Here is a 19,869-nt window from a genome sequence, read left to right on the forward strand (position 1 = left end):
CGCTGCTGCGCACCGGCTTCCGGATGATCCTGGAGGCCGAGTCGGATCTCGCCGTGGTGGGTGAGGCCGGTGACGGGCAACAGGCCCTGGAGCAGGTGCGGGCGCTGCAGCCCGATGTGGTGCTGATGGACATCCGTATGCCCCGGATGGACGGGGTGGAGGCGACCCGGCAGATCACCGGCCCGCTGCGCGACGGGCCGGCGAAGGTCCTCGTCCTGACCACCTTCGACCTGGACGAGTACGTGGTGGAGGCGCTGCGCGCGGGGGCCAGCGGCTTCCTGCTCAAGGACGCCCCGGCCCACGAGCTGGTCCAGGCGATCCGGGTGGTCGCGGCGGGCGAGGCGATGCTCGCGCCGAGCATCACCCGCCGGCTGCTGGACAAGTACGCGGGCCGGCTGCCCTCCGGCGAGGAGCCGATGCCGGACACGCTGCACACGCTGACCGACCGCGAGGTCGAGGTGCTGAAGCTGGTCGCGCGCGGGCTGTCGAACGCCGAGATCGCGGCCGACCTGTTCGTGAGCGAGACGACAGTCAAGACACATGTGGGCCATGTGCTGACGAAGCTGGGTCTGCGGGACCGGGTGCAGGCGGCGGTCTACGCGTACGAGAGCGGGCTTGTGCGGCCTGGCGCGCAGTAGTTCGGCACTGCGCGCCGGTGCTTGGCGGAGATGCCTCGGGCGGGCTCGAGCCGCGGCTCAAGTCCGCCCGAGGTCACTGTGTCCTCAAACGCCGGACGGGCTGGATATGCCTGAGGGGGCGTCAGCCCTCGGAGCCCTTGCTGATTTCCCAGAAGCGGAAGACCGTGGAGGCGTCCAGGGTCCACTCGAGGCCGTCGACGTTGTCGCGGGCCACCGCGTACTGCTTGCCCTGCCAGAGCGGGATCACCGGCACGTCCTCGGCGACGATGTCCTGGAGCTCCTTGAAGCTGCGCTCGGTGGCGGCCCGGTTGGCCTCGGCCGCGGTCGTCGGGATGAGGTCCTTGACGATCCGGTCCGACTCGTAGTTGTTGGACAGCACGTTGCCCTCGCCGAAGAACGGGGCGGTGAAGTTGTCCGGGTCCGGGTAGTCCGGGATCCAGCCCTTGACGTAGACGCCGTACTTGCCGGCGGCGATGCCCTTCTCGTACTCGTCCAGCTCCACGCTCTTGACGTCGGCGTCGAAGAGGCCGCTGGCGTTGAGCTGCTGGGCCAGCTCCTTCAGGGCCGGGACGGTGCCGGGGCCGTAGCGGACCGGGGTGCCCCAAAGGGTCAGCTTCACCTTGCCGTTGACGCCCGCGTCGCGGAGGGCGGCCTCGGCCTTGTCGGCCTGCGGGTGGTCGCCGTAGGTGTCGTAGAAGGCGGTGTTGTGGCCGGTGATGCCGGCCGGGACGATCGAGTACAGCGGCTTGGCGGTGCGCTCGTACACGTCCCGCACCAGGGCCTGGCGGTCGAGGAGGTACGCGATGGCCCTGCGGACGCCGAGCTTGCCGACGACCGGGTCCTTGACGTTGAGGACCAGGTGCTGGACCTCGGCGCTGCTGCCCTCGACCACCTCGATCGAGCTCTTGCCCGCGGTGGTCCTGGCCTCCAGGTCGGCGATGTCCTTCATGGCCAGACCGCGGTAGGCGAGGTCGACGGTGCCCTTCTCTACGGCCTTCTTCAGGCCCTTCTGGTCGCCCTGGAAGAACTTCATGGTCATGCCGGAGTTCTTGACCTCGGCGGGGCCCTTGTAGTTCGGGTTGACCGAGAACAGGGCCTCCTTCTTCGAGTCGAAGGAGTCCAGCGTGTAGACCCCGGAGCCGACCGCCTTGCCGTCGGTGCGGAGCTTGCCCATGTCGTACTCGCGGCGGTCCACGATCGAGCCGGCGCCGGAGGCGATCTTCATGGGGAAGGTCGCGTCGGAGGTCTTGAGGTGGAAGACCACGGTCTTGGCGTCGGGGGTCTTGATGTCCTTGATCGTGGACAGCATGACCGCCGGGCCGTTCTTGTCGTTGATCTTCAGCGTGCGGCGGAAGGAGAACGCCACGTCGTCGGAGGTGAGCGGGTCGCCGTTGCTGAACTTCAGCCCGTCCTTCAGCTCACACTGGTAGACCTTGCTGTTCTTGTCGTCGAAGCCGCAGCGCTCGGCCGCCTCCGGCTGGGGGGCGGAACCCCCCTTGGGGAAGCTCATCAGCGACTGGAAGACGTTGTTGAAGAGCAGCCAGGACGCGGGGTCGTAGCCGGAGGCGGGGTCGGTCGCCAGGACCTCGTCCGTCATCCCCATCACGACCGGCTCCCCCGTACCGGCCGAACCGGCGTCATCGGAGCCGCACCCGACCAACATTCCGGCCGCAAGCCCTGCCCCCAGCGGGGCCGCGAGCCACTGATGACGTTTCCTTGCGTGCACGTTCCTCACACTTTTCTCGATACGGTTGCGGGTGCTACGGGATCCTGCGGTTGTGGGGGGTTGCTCGGCAGCCGCGGGTGGTCTGCCCTGCTGGGCCCGGAGTCGGGCCGACTTCTCGTCAGGAACCGGCGGCACGGCCGAGTTCCCAGAGCTGGAGCACGGAGGAGGAGTTGAGCGCCCACTCCACGCCCGTGACGTCGTCCCGCGCCGCCACGTACTGCTTGCCCTGCCACAGCGGCAGTACGGGCACGTCCTCGGCGACGATGTCCTGCGCCCGCTGGAACCCTTCGGCCGCGGCGGTCCGTTGGGCCTGCCGGCGGGTCTGCGGGATCAGCTTGGCGACCGTGCTGTTGCGGTACGGCGAGCCGAGGAAGTTGTCCTCGCCGAAGAACGGGGCGATGAAGTTGTCGGCGTCCGGGAAGTCCGGGAACCATCCCATGCCGTAGACCGGGTATTCCTGGTGGGACTGGGCCGGGCGGAAGGTCTTCCAGGGCTCGCCCTTGACGGTCACCCGGAACAGGCCGCTGTCGTTCAGCTGCTTCTTGAGCGCGGCGAACTCCTTGGCGGTGGCCGAGCCGTAGTGGTCGGTGGTGTAGGTGAGCGTGAGCGGCACCGGGGTGCCGACGCCGGCGGCGTCGAGGATCTTGCGCGCCTTGGCGGCGTCGGGCTCCCCGTACTTGTTGAAGAACGAGTTGAGGTGCGAGCCGACGCTGGTGGGGACGATCGAGTACAGCGGCTCGGCGGTGCGCTCGTACACATCCCGCACCAGTGCCTGGCGGTCCACGACCTGGGCGATGGCCTGGCGTACGGCCTTGCGGCCCGCCGTGCCGTCCTTGGTGTCGAAGGCGAGGTAGCGGATCTCCTGGCCCGGCATCTCGACCAGTTCGATGTCCTCGGAGCCCTCGCGCTCGATACGGGCGATCTGGTCCGGCGCCATGGTGCGGGTCATCAGGTCGATGCCGCCGCCCTTGAGGGACTTCTCCATGGCGTCGGCGTCCGGGAAGAACCGCATCTCGACCTTGTCGTTCTTCGGCTCCAGTTCGCCCTTGTAGTGGGGGTTCCGGGTGAAGGTCGCCGAGACGAGCCGCCCGCCCTTCGCCTTGGTCTCCAGGATGTACGGGCCCGAGCCATCGACGTCGTAGCCGTTCCGGAGCCTGCCGCCGTCGTAGGCCTGGGAGTCGACGATGGCGGCGGCGGGGGTGGCGAGCTTGTGCGGGAAGGTCGCGTCCGGGGACTTGAGGTGGAAGACGACGTCGCGGTCGCCGGGGGTCTCGACCGCGTCGATGTTGGCCAGCAGGGAGACCGGGCCGTTGGGGTTCTTGATCTTCAACGTGCGCTCGATGGAGAACTTCACGTCCGCGGCGGTGAGCGCGTGGCCGTTGGCGAACTTCAGGCCACTGCGCAGCTTGCAGCGGTACGACTCGTTCTGTGTGTCCGAGAAGCCGCAGCGGTAGGCCGCCTCGGGCACGGGCTCGCCGCCGGAGCGGGGCAGCGCCATGAGCGTCTGGAAGGTGTTGCGGAGGACGTTCCAGGAGCCGGCCTCGTAGGCCAGGGCCGGATCGAAGGGGGCCGGCGACTCACCGGTCAGCTCGAAGGAGTCGGTGGTGCCCACGACGATGGCCCGGCTGTCGCCACCCGGCTCGTCGGAACCGCCGCATCCGGCAAGGGCGGAAGCCAGCAGGGCCGCTATGGCCGGCAGCGCCATGGTCTTGCGATTCATTGTCGGCGGTCTCCTGCGAAAGCGATCGATCCCGGGACCATACCGACGGCGGGGTTCCTGGTCACAGGGGTGCGGCAAATCTTCTACCGAGAGATTAGTGGGCGCGGCCAGTGGTACTGGAACGGGACGAAGTTGAGGGGAAATCACGCCCCGATAACGGGTGCCCCGCGTCCACTATCCGGACCTTGGAACGATTCACGCAGCGGGTCACCAATGCGGACAGATGGACGCCCCTTTGAGGTCCGAACTCCCGCCCGGATCACGCCGGTTCCCCCCTGTCGACCTGACTGCGCGTGATAAACGTCACCCTGGGCAACCAGGCGCTTGCTGTATACGAATTCAGGCCCGCGCATTCCTTTACGGGAAATCGACAACCGGCGCTTCAGAGCTTTCCGTTGACGAGTCGCCGGAGAAAGCGCAGGTCCACTTCTTCCAGAGAACCGACCACGATCCGGCCCTCCGCCGGCTCGATCGGCACCACGGACGGGACGGCCACCACCCGGCACCCCGCGGCCTCCGCCGACGCGACGCCGGTGGCCGTGTCCTCCACGACGGCGCAGCGGGCGGGCGCGGCCCCGAGGCCCGCCGCGGCCTTCAGGTACGGGTCCGGGTGCGGCTTGGTGCGCTCCAGCTCGTCCCCGGCGACGGTGAGCGCAAAGAGCTCGGGACCGACCGACTTCAGGACACGATCGATGATCCGCCGGTGCGAGGCGGAGACGAGGGCGGTCGGCACCTCGTGGGCGGCGAGCTCGGCGAGCAGCCGCGCGGCGCCCGGCATCAGGGGCACACCGCGGTCCACCAGCTCCTCGAAACGGGCGTTGAGCAGGGAGGTCAGGGCGGGCAGTGTGATATCCGCGCCGGTGGCCTGAATGAGGTAGGAGGCGCTGCGGGTCATGGGCCCGCCGACGACCACCTCGCGGTGCTCCTCGCCGAGGGCGTGGCCCAGCTCGGCGAAGATCTCGACCTCGGCGTCCCACCAGAAGCCCTCGGTGTCGACCAGGGTGCCGTCCATGTCGAGGAGCACCGCCTGCAGGGCCGAGTTCCCGGCCGCGCGCGCGTCGAGTGCGGGGACGATGCTGGTCATCCGTACTCCTCTCGTCTGGCCGTCCTCGGAGGGACAAAGCGGCCGGCCGCGGAAGTCCCGGAGGACTCGAGCGACCGGCCTGCACCGGATCGTCAAGTGTACGACGATCTCGTTCCCGGAGGCGTGACAATGACGCGGCCAAAGGCCTACGACAGGCCAGCCGCGCGCTGCTCCGCGGCAACCCGGGGATAACCCGCCGGACCCCCCGCAGGGACAAAGCGCTATCGGGCGTTGAAGTACTTGGCTTCCGGGTGGTGGATGACGATGGCGTCGGTGGATTGTTCGGGGTGCAGCTGGAATTCCTCGGAGAGCTGGACGCCGATGCGTTCGGGCCGGAGGAGTTCGGCGATCTTGGCGCGGTCCTCCAGGTCGGGGCAGGCGCCGTAGCCGAGCGAGAAGCGGGCACCGCGGTACCGGAGGGCGAACATGTCGTCCATGGCGGCCGGGTCCTCGCCGGAGAAGCCCAGCTCACCGCGGACGCGGGCGTGCCAGTACTCGGCCAGGGCCTCGGCGAGCTGGACGGAGAGGCCGTGGAGTTCGAGGTAGTCGCGGTAGGAGTCGGCGGCGAAGAGCTCGGCGGTGGCCTCGCCGATCTTCGAGCCGACGGTGACGACCTGGAGGCCGACGACATCGGTCTGGCCGGATTCTTCCGGTCGGAAGAAATCGGCAAGGCACAGGCGGCGGCCGCGGCGCTGGCGGGGGAAGGTGAAGCGGGTGCGCTCCGAGCCGTCCTCGTTCAGCAGGATCAGGTCGTCGCCCTTGGAGTGGCAGGGGAAGTAGCCGTAGACGACGGCGGCTTCCAGGAGGTTGCCGGTCTGGAGCTGGTCGAGCCAGCCGCGCAGCCGCGGGCGGCCCTCGGTCTCGACCAGTTCCTCGTACGTGGGGCCGTCGCCGGTGCGGGCCTGCTTCAGGCCCCACTGGCCCTTGAACAGGGCGCCCTCGTCCAGCCACGAGGCGTAGTCGGCGAGCTGGATGCCCTTGACGACCCGGGTGCCCCAGAACGGCGGCTCGGGGACGGGGTTGTCGGTGGCGACGTCGGAGCGGACGGTGCCCTCCTCCGGGCGCTCCTCGGCGGTGGCGGAGGCGGTGGCCCGTACGCGGCGCTGCTTGAGCTCGGGGAGGGTGGCGCCGGGGACGCCGCGCTTGACGGCGATGAGGGCGTCCATCAGGCGCAGGCCCTCGAAGGCGTCGCGGGCGTAGCGGACCTCGCCCTCGTAGATCTCGTGGAGGTCCTGTTCGACGTAGGCGCGGGTGAGGGCGGCGCCGCCGAGGATGACGGGGTATTCGGCGGCCAGCTTGCGCTGGTTCAGCTCCTCCAGGTTCTCCTTCATGATCACGGTGGACTTCACCAGGAGCCCGGACATGCCGATCACATCGGCCCGGTGTTCCTCGGCGGCCTCCAGGATCGCCGAGACGGGCTGCTTGATGCCCAGGTTGACCACGTTGTAGCCGTTGTTGGAGAGGATGATGTCGACGAGGTTCTTGCCGATGTCGTGGACGTCGCCGCGGACGGTAGCGAGCACGATCGTGCCCTTGCCCTCGTCGTCGGACTTCTCCATGTGCGGTTCGAGGTGGGCGACCGCGGTCTTCATGACCTCGGCGGACTGGAGCACGAAGGGCAGTTGCATCTGGCCGGAGCCGAACAGCTCGCCGACCACCTTCATGCCCGCGAGCAGGGTGTCGTTAACGATGTCGAGGGCGGGCCGGTCCCGCAGGGCCTCGTCGAGGTCGGCCTCCAGGCCGTTGCGCTCGCCGTCGATGATGCGGCGCTGGAGGCGCTCGTCCAGCGGCAGGGCGGCCAGCTCCTCGGCCTTGCCCGCCTTCAGAGACTTGGCGGTGGCGCCCTCGAAGAGCTCCATCAGCTTCTGGAGCGGGTCGTAGCCCTCGGACCGGCGGTCGTAGATCAGGTCGAGGGCGGTCTTGACCTGCTCCTCCTCCAGGCGCGCGATCGGCAGGATCTTGGAGGCGTGCACGATCGCCGAGTCCAGCCCGGCCTTGACGCACTCGTCCAGGAAGACGGAGTTGAGCACGATCCGGGCGGCCGGGTTGAGGCCGAAGGAGATGTTGGACAGGCCGAGGGTGGTCTGCACCTGCGGGTGGCGGCGCTTGAGTTCGCGGATCGCCTCGATGGTGGCGATGCCGTCGCCCCGGGACTCCTCCTGCCCGGTGCAGATGGTGAAGGTCAGGCAGTCGATGAGGATGTCGGACTCCCGCACCCCCCAGTTCCCGGTCAGATCGTCGATCAGCCGCTCGGCGATGGCGACCTTGTTCTCCGGCGTGCGTGCCTGGCCCTCCTCGTCGATCGTCAGCGCGATCAGCGCGGCGCCGTGCTCCACCGCCAGCCGCGTGACCTTGGCGAACCGCGACTCGGGGCCGTCGCCGTCCTCGTAGTTGACCGAGTTGATGACCGCGCGGCCGCCCAGCTTCTCCAACCCGGCCCGGATGACGTCCACTTCGGTGGAGTCGAGCACGATCGGCAGGGTGGAGGCGGTCGCGAACCGGCCCGCCAGCTCCTCCATGTCTGCCACGCCGTCGCGGCCCACGTAGTCCACGCACAGGTCCAGCAGGTGCGCGCCCTCACGGATCTGGTCCCGCGCCATCTCCACGCAGTCGTCCCAGCGGCCCTCCAGCATGGCCTCGCGGAACTTCTTCGACCCGTTGGCGTTGGTCCGCTCGCCGATGGCGAGGTACGAGGTGTCCTGCCGAAAGGGGACCGTCTGGTAGAGGGAGGCGGCACCCGGCTCGGGGCGCGGCTCGCGCTCGGTGGGGGTCATCTCCCGTACGCGCTCGACCACTTGGCGCAGGTGCTCGGGGGTGGTGCCGCAGCAGCCGCCGACCAGGGAGAGGCCGTACTCGCGGACGAACGTCTCGTGCGCGTCGGCCAGTTCGCCCGCCGTGAGCGGGTAGTGCGCGCCGTCCTTGCCCAGCACCGGCAGGCCCGCGTTGGGCATGGCCGACACCCGTACGCGCGCGTGGCGGGAGAGATAGCGCAGGTGCTCGCTCATCTCGGCGGGCCCCGTCGCACAGTTCAGGCCGATCATGTCGATGCCCAGCGGCTCCAGCGCGGTCAGCGCCGCGCCGATCTCCGAGCCGAGCAGCATCGTGCCGGTGGTCTCCACCGTGACCTGCACCAGCAGCGGCAGGTCGTAACCGCAACTCTTCAGCGCCTGCTTGGCGCCCAGCACCGCCGCCTTGGTCTGCAGCAGGTCCTGCGTGGTCTCCACCAGCAGCGCGTCCGCACCGCCGGCGATCATGCCCTCGGCGTTCTCCTGGTAGGCGTCCCGCAGCGCGGTGTACGGGGCGTGGCCCAGCGTCGGCAGCTTGGTGCCCGGGCCCATCGAGCCGAGCACCCAGCGCGGGCGCCCGTCCCGGCCGGTGAACTCGTCCGCGCTCTCGCGGGCGATCCGCGCGCCGGCCTCCGACAGTTCGAAGATCCGGTCGGCGATGTCGTACTCCCCCAGCGCCGCGAAGTTGGCGCCGAAGGTGTTGGTCTCCACGCAGTCCACGCCCACCGCGAAGTACGCCTCGTGCACCGAGCGCACGATGTCCGGGCGGGTCACGTTCAGGACTTCGTTGCACCCCTCCAGCTGCTGGAAATCCGCCATGCTCGGGTCCTGCGCCTGCAGCATGGTCCCCATCGCCCCGTCGGCCACCACCACGCGGGTGGCCAGGGCCTCGCGGAGGGCGGATGCTCGGGCGGAAACGGCGGACGCTGGCTCGTACGAGGCCATGAAGGGGCTCCCTGGGGTGCGACGGCTGTCGGCTTTGCGCCCTCTCGCGAAGGGCGCACCCGGCCAGCGTAACGTTCGGCGGCGGCACCGCTCTCGGTGTCCCACGGGACGGACAGCCCGGGGCGGGCTCCGTGACACGTAATCGGGACCTACTCGGAGTGGCCGAGTAGCTACCCCCCGGTCGGCAACGGCCGATAGTGTTCAGCATTGTCGAACCCTGGGGGGTTGGAAATACCCCGTCGGTGGAGTACCTGTCGATGGAGGAGGTTGCCCGATGGCCCGGACGATCCAGTCGCTCGAGCGGGCCGCCGCAATGCTGCGGCTGCTCGCGGGCGGTGAGCGCCGGCTCGGCCTTTCCGATGTGGCCGCCGCTCTGGGCCTGGCCAAGGGCACGGCGCACGGCATCCTGCGGACCCTCCAGCAGGAGGGCTTCGTGGAGCAGGACCCGACCTCGGGCCGCTACCAGCTGGGCGCCGAACTGCTGCGGCTGGGCAACAGCTACCTGGACGTGCACGAGCTGCGGGCCCGCGCCCTGGTCTGGACCGACGACCTGGCGCGCTCCAGCGGCGAGGCCGTCTACCTGGGCGTACTGCACCAGCAGGGCGTGCTGGTCGTGCACCACGTCTTCCGGCCCGACGACAGCCGGCAGGTGCTGGAGGTGGGCGCGATGCAGCCCCTGCACAGCACCGCCCTCGGCAAAGTTCTCTCCGCGTACGACCCGGTGGCGCACGCCGAGGCGACGGAGGCCGCGCGGGAGGAGTTCACCCCGCACACCGTGACCGGCCTGGCGGACTTCGAGGGCGTGCTCGACCTGATCCGCGCCCGCGGCTGGGCCTCGGACGTCGAGGAGACCTGGGAGGGCGTGGCCTCGGTGGCGGCGCCGATTTACGACCGGCGGCGCATGCCCGTCGGCGCGGTGGGCATCACTGGAGCGGTGGAGCGCGTCCGCGAGGACGGCGAACTGCGCTCCACGTTGGTCGCGGCGGTACGGGACTGCGCCCGTGCGGTCTCCCGCGACCTGGGCGCCGGGCGGTTCTGAGCCCGGCGGACGGGCCCGGCGGCCCGGTGAAGGACGAGCACGGCGGCCCGCGGAAGCCCGAGGGAAGGAGCCGAGTGATCCGTCACAGGGTTTTCCCGTACGCGACCCTTGACGCACCCTTGCCAGTGAAGAAAACTGCCGTTCACCGGTCGGCATTGTCGAACACTTAACGGCAATATTCGCTATGGTGTTGGTGCGGCCGACCGGTCCAAGGCCCTCACCGAGGGCGCGGGCCATCGGGAGGGACCCCGTGGCCCGCCTTCCCCTGGACGAAGGACAAAGGAGTCGCGGGTGTCCAGCTCCGACATCTTCATCGGCGAGATCATCGGTACCGCCCTACTGATCCTCCTCGGCGCAGGCGTAGTGGCCGCCGTCGTGCTCAAGCGCTCCAAAGCGCAGGGCGCCGGCTGGCTCGCCATCACCTTCGGGTGGGGCTTCGCCGTACTCATCGGCGCTTATGTGTCCGCCCCCCTCTCCGGGGCGCACCTCAACCCGGCGGTCACCCTCGGCATCGCGATCACCAGCGGTGAGTGGAGCAACGTCCCGGTCTACTTCGCCGGCCAGCTGCTCGGCGCGATGATCGGTGCCACGCTCGCCTGGATCGCGTACTACGGCCAGTTCCATGCCCACTTGACGGACCCCGAGATCATCGGACAGCCCGTCGAGGAGCTGGGCGAGGAGGGCATCGGCGACGAGGGCCTGGTCGACCGGGCCGAGGCGCCGCACGCCGGCCCCGTGCTCGGCGTCTTCTCCACCGGACCCGAGGTCCGGAACGTGGCGATGAACCTCGCCACCGAGATCATCGGCACCGCGGCCCTCGTCCTGCTGATCCTCACCAGCGGACTGACCAAGGGCCTGGCGCTCTCCGGCACCGGCATCCTGATCGTGGCCCTCACCGTCGTCGGCATCGGCCTCTCGCTCGGCGGCCCGACGGGTTACGCGATCAACCCGGCGCGCGACCTCGGCCCGCGCATCGTGCACGCACTGCTGCCGCTGCCCAACAAGGGCGGTTCCGACTGGGGCTACGCCTGGATCCCCGTCGTCGGCCCGCTCATCGGGGGCGCCCTGGCAGGCGGCCTCTACGAGTTGGCCTTCACCTGAGCCACGAGCCGCCCACGCCGCGGCCCGAGGCCACACCCATCAGACTTCTTGACGTCAGGAGCTCACCGTGACCGACGCGCACACCGCCGGCCCGTTCATCGCCGCGATCGACCAGGGGACCACCTCAAGCCGCTGCATCGTCTTCGACAAGGACGGCCGGATCGTCTCGGTCGACCAGAAGGAGCACGAGCAGATCTTCCCGCGGCCCGCCTGGGTCGAGCACGACGCCGCCGAGATCTGGACCAACGTCCAGGAGGTCGTCTCCAACGCCCTCATCAAGGCCCGGATCTCCCGCGAGGACATCAAGGCGATCGGCATCACCAACCAGCGTGAGACCACCCTGCTGTGGGACCGGCACACCGGCGAGCCGGTGCACAACGCCATCGTCTGGCAGGACACCCGCACCGACGCCCTCTGCCGCGAACTGGGCCGCAACGTCGGCCAGGACCGCTTCCGCCGCGAGACCGGCCTGCCGCTCGCCTCGTACTTCGCAGGACCCAAGGTCCGCTGGCTGCTGGACAACGTCGAGGGGCTGCGCGAGCGGGCGGAGCGCGGCGACATCCTCTTCGGCACCATGGACTCCTGGGTCATCTGGAACCTGACCGGCGGGGTCGACGGCGGCGTGCACGTCACCGACGTCACCAACGCCTCCCGCACGATGCTGATGAACCTGCACACCATGGAGTGGGACGACAAGATCCTCACCTCCATGGAGATCCCGGCCGCCATCCTGCCGGAGATCCGTTCCTCGGCCGAGGTGTACGGCACCGCCAAGGGCGTCCTGGAGGGCATCCCGGTCGCCGCCGCGCTCGGCGACCAGCAGGCGGCCCTGTTCGGCCAGACCTGTTTCGCCGAGGGCGAGGCCAAGTCCACGTACGGCACCGGCACGTTCCTGCTGATGAACACCGCGGACAAGATCATCAACTCCTACAGCGGGCTGCTGACCACCGTCGGCTACCGCATCGGCGACCAGAAGCCGGTGTACGCGCTGGAGGGCTCGATCGCGGTCACCGGTTCGCTGGTGCAGTGGATGCGCGACCAGATGGGCCTGATCTCCACCGCGGCCGAGATCGAGACGCTGGCCAGCTCGGTCGAGGACAACGGCGGCGCCTACTTCGTACCGGCCTTCTCGGGCCTGTTCGCGCCCTACTGGCGCTCCGACGCCCGCGGCGTCATCGCGGGCCTGACGCGGTACGTGACGAAGGCGCACATCGCGCGCGCCGTGCTCGAGGCCACCGCCTGGCAGACCCGCGAGATCGTCGACGCCATGCACAAGGACTCCGGTGTGGACCTGACGGCGCTCAAGGTCGACGGCGGCATGACCTCCAACAACCTGCTGATGCAGACCATCTCGGACTTCCTGGACGCGCCCGTGGTGCGCCCGATGGTGGCCGAGACCACCTGCCTCGGCGCGGCCTACGCCGCCGGCCTGGCCGTCGGTTTCTGGCCGGACACCGACGCGCTGCGCGCCAACTGGCGCCGGGCCGCCGAGTGGACCCCGCGGATGGACGCGGACACGCGTGACCGCGAGTACAAGAGCTGGCTCAAGGCCGTGGAGCGGACCATGGGCTGGATCGATCACGAGGAGTAGACACAGATGAGCACCCTGCAGAGCGTCCCGGGCCCCGGGACGCACCCGGCTGCCGGTTCCCGCCCGAGCCGGGCCGAGACCCGGGACCGCCTCGCGAAGGCCACCTACGACCTTCTGGTGATCGGCGGCGGCATCCTGGGCACCTCGGTGGCCTGGCACGCCGCGCAGTCGGGGCTGCGGGTGGCGATGGTGGACGCCGGCGACTTCGCCGGCGCCACCTCCTCCGCCTCCTCCAAGCTCGTCCACGGCGGCCTGCGCTACCTGCAGACAGGCGCGGTCAAGCTGGTGGCGGAGAACCACCACGAGCGGCGGGTGCTGGCCAAGGACGTGGCCCCGCACCTGGTCAACCCGCTCACCTTCTACCTTCCGGTGTACAAGGGCGGCCCGGTCGGCGCGGCCAAGCTGGGCGCGGGCGTCTTCGCGTACTCGGCGCTGTCCGCGTTCGGCGACGGGGTCGGCAAGGTGATATCCCCGGCCAGGGCGCTGGCCGCCAACCCCGCGCTGCGCACCGACAACCTCAAGGCCGTCGCGGTCTACTACGACCACCAGATGAACGACTCCCGGGTGGCCGTCATGACGGTCCGCGCCGCCGCCGAGTCGGGTGCCGTGGTGCTGAACCACGCGGAGGTCACCGGGCTGCGTTTCACCCACGGCCGGGTCACCGGCGCCGAGCTCAAGGACCGCCTGGACGGCACCGAGTTCGGGGTGGACGCGCGCGTGGTGCTCAACGCGACCGGTCCGTGGGTGGACCACCTGCGCCGCATGGAGGACAAGAACGCCGCGCCCAGCATCCGGCTGTCCAAGGGCGCGCACCTGGTCCTCAAGCGCAAGTCGCCGTGGCAGGCCGCGATGGCCACCCCGATCGACAAGTACCGCATCACCTTCGCCCTGCCGTGGGAGGACCAGCTGCTGCTGGGCACCACGGACGAGGTGTACGAGGGCGACCCGGCGGACGTGCGGGCCACCGAGTCGGACATCCAGCAGATCCTGGACGAGGCCGCGTTCTCGGTGCGCGGGGAGGACCTCTCGCGGGACCTCATCACGTACGCCTTCGCGGGGCTGCGGGTGCTGCCCGGCGGGCCCGGCGGGGTCGAGTCGGCCAAGCGCGAGACGGTGGTGAGCGAGGGCAGCGGCGGAATGCTGTCGGTCGCGGGCGGCAAGTGGACGACGTACCGGCACATCGGCCGCACGGTGATGAACAAGCTGGCGCAGCTGCCCGGTTCGCCGCTGAACGAGGACATGGAGCCGCTGTCCAGCCTGGTCCGCAGGGTGCCACTGCCGGGGGTCGCCAACCCGAACGCGGTCGCGCACCGGCTGCTGGTGAACCACGAGCCGGGCGCCCGCATGGACCCGCTGACGGCCCGCCATCTGGCCACGCACTACGGCTCGCTGTCCTTCGACATCAGCCGGCTGGTCGACCAGGACCCGTCGCTGGGCGAGCGGATCCACCCGGACGGGCCGGAGATCTGGGCGCAGGTCGTCTACGCGCGGGACCACGAGTGGGCCGAGACGGTGGACGACGTGCTGCGCCGCCGTACGACACTGACGATCCGCGGTCTGGACACCGACGACGTACGGGCGCGGGTGGCGAAGCTGCTGAGCCGCGAGGGCTGAGCCCCCGGGGCTCGGTGCGGTGAAGTGATGCGGTGAAGTAAGGGGCGGCCCTCCATGGGGGCCGCCCCTTACGCATCAGCAGGACGAGGCCCGCCGGACCCGGCGTACGGGCGTTCCTGCCGCATAATGAGGAGACATCGGATGTCTGGATCGGGGAGGAACCTCATGGCCGTGACCGACGAGGCGATCGAGAAGATCAAGGGCATGATCGTCTCCGGTGCGCTGCGGCCCGGCGACCGCCTGCCGAAGGAGAGCGAGCTGGCCGCCGAGCTGGGACTCTCCCGGAACTCGCTGCGCGAGGCGGTGCGCGCGCTCTCCCTCATCCGCATCCTGGACGTGCGGCAGGGCGACGGCACGTACGTCACCAGCCTCGATCCGCAACTGCTGCTGGAGGCCATGAGCTTCGTCGTGGACTTCCACCGCGACGACACCGTGCTGGAGTTCCTCGCCGTACGCCGCATCCTGGAGCCGGCCGCGACCGCGATGGCCGCCACGCGCATCGCCGCCGAGGAGCTGGACGCGCTGGACGCGCAGCTGGACGCGCTGGGCCCGGCGCCGTCGGTGGAGGAACTGGTCGCCGCCGACCTGGAGTTCCACCGCGGGATCGTGCAGGCAGGCGGCAACTCGGTGCTGTGCTCGCTGCTGGACGGGCTCTCCGGGCCGACGACCCGGGCCCGTATCTGGCGCGGGCTGACCCAGGAGGACGCGGTGAGCCGGACGCTGCACGAGCACCGCGCGATCCTGTCCGCCCTGCGCCACCGGGACGCGGAGGCGGCCAGGTCCTGGGCGACGGTGCACATCGCGAGCGTGGAGCAGTGGCTGCGCTCGACGCTCTGAGGACGAGCGCCGAGCGCGGCCAGCGACCGGGGATCGTTTCACCCCGGCCACCGACCGGGGATGTTTCGCCCCCTGCCACCCGACCGGGGGCGTTCTAGGCTCCTCAGTCCTGCTTCTCGCCGCTCGCGAAGCGGGAGATGACCAGGGCGATGATGATGATCGCGCCGTTGAGGAACTGGTTCCACAGCGGCGGGACCCCGCCCAGCGTCATGACGTTGACCACGAGTTGCAGGGTCAGTACGCCGGTGAGCGCACCGAAGAGGGTGCCCCGGCCGCCGTTGAGGCTGATGCCGCCGATCACGGCCGCGGCGAAGACCTGGAAGATCCAGCCGTTGCCCTGGTTCGCGGAGACCGAGCCGTAGTGCCCCGTGTAGAGAATCCCGGCGAAAGCGGCCAGGACGCCGCCCACGCACAGCACGATCCAGGTGATCCGGTCGACCCGGATGCCCGCCGCGCGCGCCGCCTCCGCGTTGCCGCCGATCGCGTACAGCGCCCGCCCGTGCCGCAGGTACGCCAGGGCGGCGCCGCCCGCGGCGAACAGCGCCAGGCAGATCCACACCGCCGCAGGCACGCCCAGCCAGCTCGTCTTGCCCAGGTACCGGAAGGAGTCGGGCACGTTGACGATCGACTGGCCCTCGGCGATGCCGATGTGCAGACCGCGCAGCATGGTCAGCATGCCGAGGGTGGCGATGAAGCCGTTGACCCGCAGCTTGAGTATCAGGAAGCCGTTGACGCCCCCGATCAGCGCGCCGATGAGCAGGCAGACCGGGATCGCGGTCCACACCGGCAGCAGCTCCAGGCCCGCGAACCGGGAGCCGTGGGCGGGCAGTACGAGCCACATGGCGATGACCGGCGCCACGCCGATGGTGGACTCCAGGGAGAGGTCCATCCGGTGGCAGATGAGGATCAGCGCCTGGGCGAGCACGAGCAGGCTCAGCTCGGTGGACTGCTGGACCACGCCCACCAGGTTGTCGGCTGTCAGGAAGGCCGGCGAGACGATGAACCCGATCAGGCAGAGCACGAGGATGACCGGGACCAGCGACAGATCGCGCCAGCGCGCGAAGTCGAGCTTCCGACCCGGCCGTTCGGGCACGTCCAGTGCCCGGTCGGCGGTGAGCTGGGTGGTGTCGGTCATTCCTGGGCTCCCTCGATGCCTTCCATCGCGGCGACCAGTTCACGGTCTGTCCAGCCGCTGTCGAACGTTGCGATGACCCGCCCGTGGAAGAGGGCGAGCACCCGGTCGCAGACCCGCAGGTCGTCCAGCTCGTCGGAGACGATCACCGCCGCGCGGCCCTCGTCGGCCACCTGCCGTACGACGCCGAGCAGCGAGTCCTTGGACTTCACGTCGACGCCCGCGGTCGGGCGGATGGCCACCAGGGCGGCCGGCTCCCGGGCGAGTGCCCGGGCGATGACGACCTTCTGCTGGTTGCCGCCGGACAGCCCGGAGACCGGTTGCCCGGGTCCGTGGGTCTTGATGTCCAGCGAGCGGATCATCGACTGCGCGAACTCCCGGATACGGGAGGGCAGTACGGTCCCGTAGGGCCCCAGCTGGTCGGTGACCGTCAGGGTCGCGTTCTCGGCGACGCTGCGGTTCGGGACCAGGCCCTGGCGATGGCGGTCCTCGGGGACGTATCCGATGCCGGCGTCCAGCGCGTGCGGCACGCTGCCGGGCCTGACGTCCCTGCCGCGTACGGCGATCCGGCCCGCGGTCGGCTTGCGCAGCCCCGCCAGGGTCTCACCGAGCGCGGTGTTGCCGCTCGCGGTGGCCCCGGCCAGGCCGACCACCTCGCCGGGCCGGACGGCCAGGTCGATGGGGTCGAACTCGCCCTCCAGGGCCAGCCCTTCGACAGCCAGCAGGGGCCCGTCGCCCGTCGCCGCCCCCTCGCGCGCGCGTGCGGAGCCGGCGACCGCGTGCCAGGAGGTGGGCCCGGCCGCGGCCTCGCCGGTCATCGCCTCGACCAGGTCCTCCTTGGGGAGGCCGGCGACGGGGGCGGTGAGGATGTGCCGGGCGTCCCGGTAGACGGTCACCGTCCGGCACAGCTCGTACACCTCCTGGAGGTGGTGCGAGATGAACAGGAAGCCGACGCCCTGCTCCTGGAGTCCGCGGAGCTTGGTGAACAGCCGCGTGATGCCCGCCGCGTCGAGCTGGGCGGTGGGCTCGTCCAGGATGATCAGCCGGGCGCCGAAGGAGAGCGCGCGGGCGATCTCCACGAACTGCCGCTGTTCGACGCTGAGATCCTTGGCCCGGGCGGCCGGGTCGACCTCCACGCCGTACTCCGCGAGCAGGTCCCTGGCCCGCTCCCGCAGCCTGGGCCAGCGGATCCAGCGGCCGCCGTCCCCGTCCTCGAAGCGGTTGAGGAAGAGGTTCTCCGCGACCGTGAGGTCGGGGACGACCATCGAACGCTGGTAGACGCAGGCGACCTTGGAGCGCCAGGCGGGGACGTCACCGAAGGCCGGCGCGGGTTCGCCGTCGAAGGTGACGGTGCCCGCGTCCGGCTTGTGCAGTCCGGTGAGCACGCCAACGAGGGTGGACTTGCCGGCTCCGTTGCGGCCGACGAGGGCGTGCGACTCCCCGGGCTGTACGGACAGGTGGACGCCGTCGAGCGCGACGGTGGCACCGAAGCGCTTGACGACGCCCTGGGCCCGGACTGCGGCGTGGACTGCTGTCACGGCGGTCTCTACTTCTTCTTCTCGAGCTGGTTGGCCCACAGCTTCGGGTCGTCCACGTTGGTGGTGGTGACCAGCGGGGCGGGCAGCTGGTCCTCCAGGCCGTTGGGGATCTTGACGATCTTGGAGCCGTGGTCGGTCCTGCCGGGCTCGAACTCCTCGCCCTTGAGGGCCGCCCGGGCGTAGTACAGCGCGTACTTGGCGTACAGGTCGGCGGGCTGGGAGACCGTCGCGTCGATCCTGCCCTCGCGGATGGCGTCCAGCTCCTGGGGGATGCCGTCGTTGGAGACGATCGTGATGTGCCCCTTGGTCCCGGCGGGCTTGAGCAGGTTCTTCTGCTCCAGCAGGGCCAGCGTCGGCTGGAGGAAGGCGCCGCCGGCCTGCATGTAGATGCCGGCCAGGTCGCGGTGTTGGGCGAGGGTGCTCTGCAGCTTGGCGGAGGCGACGTCGCCCTTCCAGTCGGTGGGCAGCTCGAAGATCTCGATGGCGGGGTAGTTCTTCTTCATGCAGGCGGCGAAGGCCTCGGAGCGGTCGCGGCCGTTGATGGAGTCCAGCGCGCCCTGGAGTTCGGCGACCTTGCCCTTGCCGCCGAGCTTCTCGCCGAGGTACTGGCAGGCCTGCTCGCCGTACGCGCGGTTGTCGGCGCGGACGACCATGTAGACGTCGCCCTTGTCGGGGCGGGTGTCGACGCTGACGACCGGGATGTCCTTCTCGGCCAGCGTCTCCAGGGTGGAGGCGATGGCTCCGGTGTCCTGGGGGGCCATGACGACGGCCTTGGCGCCCTGATCGGTGAACGCCTGGACGTTCGCGACCAGCTTGCCTATGTCGTTCTGGGAGTTGGCGAACGGCAGCGCGTCGACCTCGCCGTTCTTGACACCCTTCTCCAGGTACTGCTGGTAGGAGTTCCAGAAGTCGGTGTCGGTACGCGGCATGTCGATACCGACCTTGCCGTCGGCGGCCTCGGCTCCGTTACTCCCCCGGTTGCAGCCCGCCAGCGCGGTGGCGGCCAGCAGCACGGCACAGGCGGTGGCTGTGCTCGTCGTACGCAGTCTCATGTCGTCCCCTGAGAACATCGGACCTTTTCTGGCCATCCGATGTATAGCTGTGTACGCCACCGAGCGTCCAGGGGTAGACAGGGAAAATGCCCGCTAACAGCTCGGATGAATCGGAAGGTCGGCTATCGATTTCCCCCGGGCGGGAATCTGCGGAGGACTGTCCACAGGACTGCGGCTCGGCCCTTGTGTGGCCGTAGGCTTGGGGGCGCACGCAATGGGAACGGCAACCGGGGGCGACGCGACACCACGCCCACCGGTCGGAAGGAGGCGCTGGGTGATCGAGCTCGAGGGGGTTCCCGAGCTGATCGACCCGGTCATGGTGGCCGCGTTCGAAGGCTGGAACGACGCCGGCGACGCCGCCTCCACCGCGGTCGGACACCTGGACCGGGAATGGAAGGGCGAGGTCTTCGCCGCGCTCGACGCGGAGGACTACTACGACTTCCAGGTCAACCGGCCGACGGTCTTCCTGGAGGGCGGCGCCCGGAAGATCACCTGGCCCACCACACGGCTCTCGGTGGTCCGCGTCGGCGGGCCCAAGCCGCGCGACCTGGTGCTGGTGCGGGGCATAGAGCCGAGCATGCGCTGGCGCTCGTTCTGCAACGAGATCCTGGGGTTCGCCCACGAGTTGGGCGTCGAGATGGTGGTGATCCTGGGCGCGCTGCTCGGCGACACCCCGCACACCCGCCCCGTCCCGGTCACCGGCGTCACCTCGGACCCGGACCTGGCCCGGACGATGGACCTGGAGGAGACGCGGTACGAGGGCCCGACCGGCATCGTCGGCATCCTCCAGGAGGCGTGCACCCACGCGGGCGTTCCAGCCGTCAGCCTGTGGGCGGCGGTCCCCCACTACGTCTCCCAGCCGCCGAACCCCAAGGCGACGCTCGCGCTGCTGAACCGGCTGGAGGACCTGATCGGCCTACGCATCCCCCTCGGCGAGCTCGCCGAGGACGCCCGCGCCTGGCAGTTGGGGGTGGACCAGCTGGCGGCGGAGGACAGCGAGGTCGCCGAGTACGTCCAGTCCCTGGAGGAGGCCCGCGACACGGCCGAGCTGCCGGAGGCCTCCGGC

At 70.0% G+C, this 19,869-nt stretch carries 14 protein-coding genes; 7 read left to right on the top strand and 7 right to left on the bottom strand.

What is annotated here, in order from left to right; all coding sequences use genetic code 11:
• Positions 1 to 2 precede the first annotated feature (2 nt).
• Positions 3 to 638 carry a response regulator gene (locus AOK16_RS05700; RefSeq protein WP_240483396.1) on the top strand — a complete coding sequence of 212 codons (636 nt, stop codon included), beginning with the start codon at positions 3 to 5 and terminating at the stop codon, positions 636 to 638.
• 121 nt (positions 639 to 759) lie between these two features.
• Here the strand turns inward: AOK16_RS05700 and AOK16_RS05705 are convergent, their stop codons facing one another.
• From AOK16_RS05705 to metH, 4 genes are all read right to left on the bottom strand, one after another.
• Positions 760 to 2,301: an ABC transporter substrate-binding protein gene (locus tag AOK16_RS05705; protein ID WP_055471122.1), complete on the bottom strand. Its 1,542-nt coding sequence runs from the start codon at positions 2,299 to 2,301 to the stop codon at positions 760 to 762.
• Between the two features lie 181 nt (positions 2,302 to 2,482).
• On the bottom strand, positions 2,483 to 4,084 hold the full coding sequence (locus tag AOK16_RS05710; RefSeq protein ID WP_055471123.1) for an ABC transporter substrate-binding protein: 1,602 nt from the start codon (positions 4,082 to 4,084) through the stop codon (positions 2,483 to 2,485).
• 382 nt (positions 4,085 to 4,466) lie between these two features.
• A complete protein-coding gene (locus AOK16_RS05715; RefSeq protein ID WP_055471124.1) occupies positions 4,467 to 5,168 on the bottom strand; it encodes an HAD family hydrolase in 702 nt (233 codons plus the stop codon).
• 221 nt (positions 5,169 to 5,389) lie between these two features.
• On the bottom strand, positions 5,390 to 8,899 hold the full coding sequence (metH, locus tag AOK16_RS05720) for a methionine synthase (protein WP_055471125.1): 3,510 nt from the start codon (positions 8,897 to 8,899) through the stop codon (positions 5,390 to 5,392).
• A 274-nt stretch (positions 8,900 to 9,173) separates the two neighbouring features.
• Here metH and AOK16_RS05725 point away from each other — a divergent pair, with 274 nt between their 5' ends.
• The 5 genes from AOK16_RS05725 (at position 9,174) to AOK16_RS05745 (ending at position 15,081) form a co-directional block, all read left to right on the top strand.
• On the top strand, positions 9,174 to 9,938 hold the full coding sequence (locus AOK16_RS05725) for an IclR family transcriptional regulator (protein ID WP_055471126.1): 765 nt from the start codon (positions 9,174 to 9,176) through the stop codon (positions 9,936 to 9,938).
• Positions 9,939 to 10,229: 291 nt separating this feature from the next.
• Positions 10,230 to 11,039 (top strand): MIP/aquaporin family protein, encoded by an 810-nt coding sequence (locus AOK16_RS05730; RefSeq protein WP_055471127.1) that lies wholly within the window; start codon positions 10,230 to 10,232, stop codon positions 11,037 to 11,039.
• Between the two features lie 67 nt (positions 11,040 to 11,106).
• Entirely contained in the window at positions 11,107 to 12,630 is a 1,524-nt protein-coding gene (gene glpK / locus AOK16_RS05735; RefSeq protein ID WP_055471128.1) for a glycerol kinase GlpK, read from the top strand.
• A 6-nt stretch (positions 12,631 to 12,636) separates the two neighbouring features.
• Entirely contained in the window at positions 12,637 to 14,244 is a 1,608-nt protein-coding gene (locus AOK16_RS05740; RefSeq protein WP_055471129.1) for a glycerol-3-phosphate dehydrogenase/oxidase, read from the top strand.
• A gap of 165 nt (positions 14,245 to 14,409) precedes the next feature.
• Positions 14,410 to 15,081, top strand: coding sequence for a FadR/GntR family transcriptional regulator (locus AOK16_RS05745; RefSeq protein ID WP_055471130.1), 672 nt, complete (start codon positions 14,410 to 14,412; stop codon positions 15,079 to 15,081).
• Between the two features lie 103 nt (positions 15,082 to 15,184).
• Here the strand turns inward: AOK16_RS05745 and AOK16_RS05750 are convergent, their stop codons facing one another.
• Genes AOK16_RS05750 through AOK16_RS05760 form a run of 3 tightly spaced genes read right to left on the bottom strand, consistent with a single transcriptional unit; the run spans position 15,185 to position 18,803 of the window.
• Positions 15,185 to 16,216 carry an ABC transporter permease gene (locus tag AOK16_RS05750; protein WP_055471131.1) on the bottom strand — a complete coding sequence of 344 codons (1,032 nt, stop codon included), beginning with the start codon at positions 16,214 to 16,216 and terminating at the stop codon, positions 15,185 to 15,187.
• The gene (locus tag AOK16_RS05755; protein WP_055471132.1) at positions 16,213 to 17,751 is read right to left on the bottom strand and encodes a sugar ABC transporter ATP-binding protein; all 1,539 of its coding nucleotides are present in this window, start codon (positions 17,749 to 17,751) and stop codon (positions 16,213 to 16,215) included. The genes AOK16_RS05750 and AOK16_RS05755 overlap by 4 nt, the downstream gene beginning before the upstream one ends.
• An 8-nt stretch (positions 17,752 to 17,759) precedes the next feature.
• Positions 17,760 to 18,803, bottom strand: a complete 1,044-nt coding sequence (locus tag AOK16_RS05760) for a sugar ABC transporter substrate-binding protein (RefSeq protein ID WP_055471134.1) — start codon at positions 18,801 to 18,803, stop codon at positions 17,760 to 17,762.
• Between the two features lie 274 nt (positions 18,804 to 19,077).
• On the opposite strand from AOK16_RS05760, the gene AOK16_RS05765 reads away from it, so the two are divergent.
• The coding region (locus AOK16_RS05765) for a PAC2 family protein (protein ID WP_055471133.1) at positions 19,078 to 19,869 on the top strand (792 nt) is incomplete at its 3' end.

It is taken from the genome of Streptomyces pathocidini (genome assembly GCF_001418495.1).
Taxonomy (GTDB): Bacteria; Actinomycetota; Actinomycetes; order Streptomycetales; family Streptomycetaceae; genus Streptomyces; species Streptomyces pathocidini.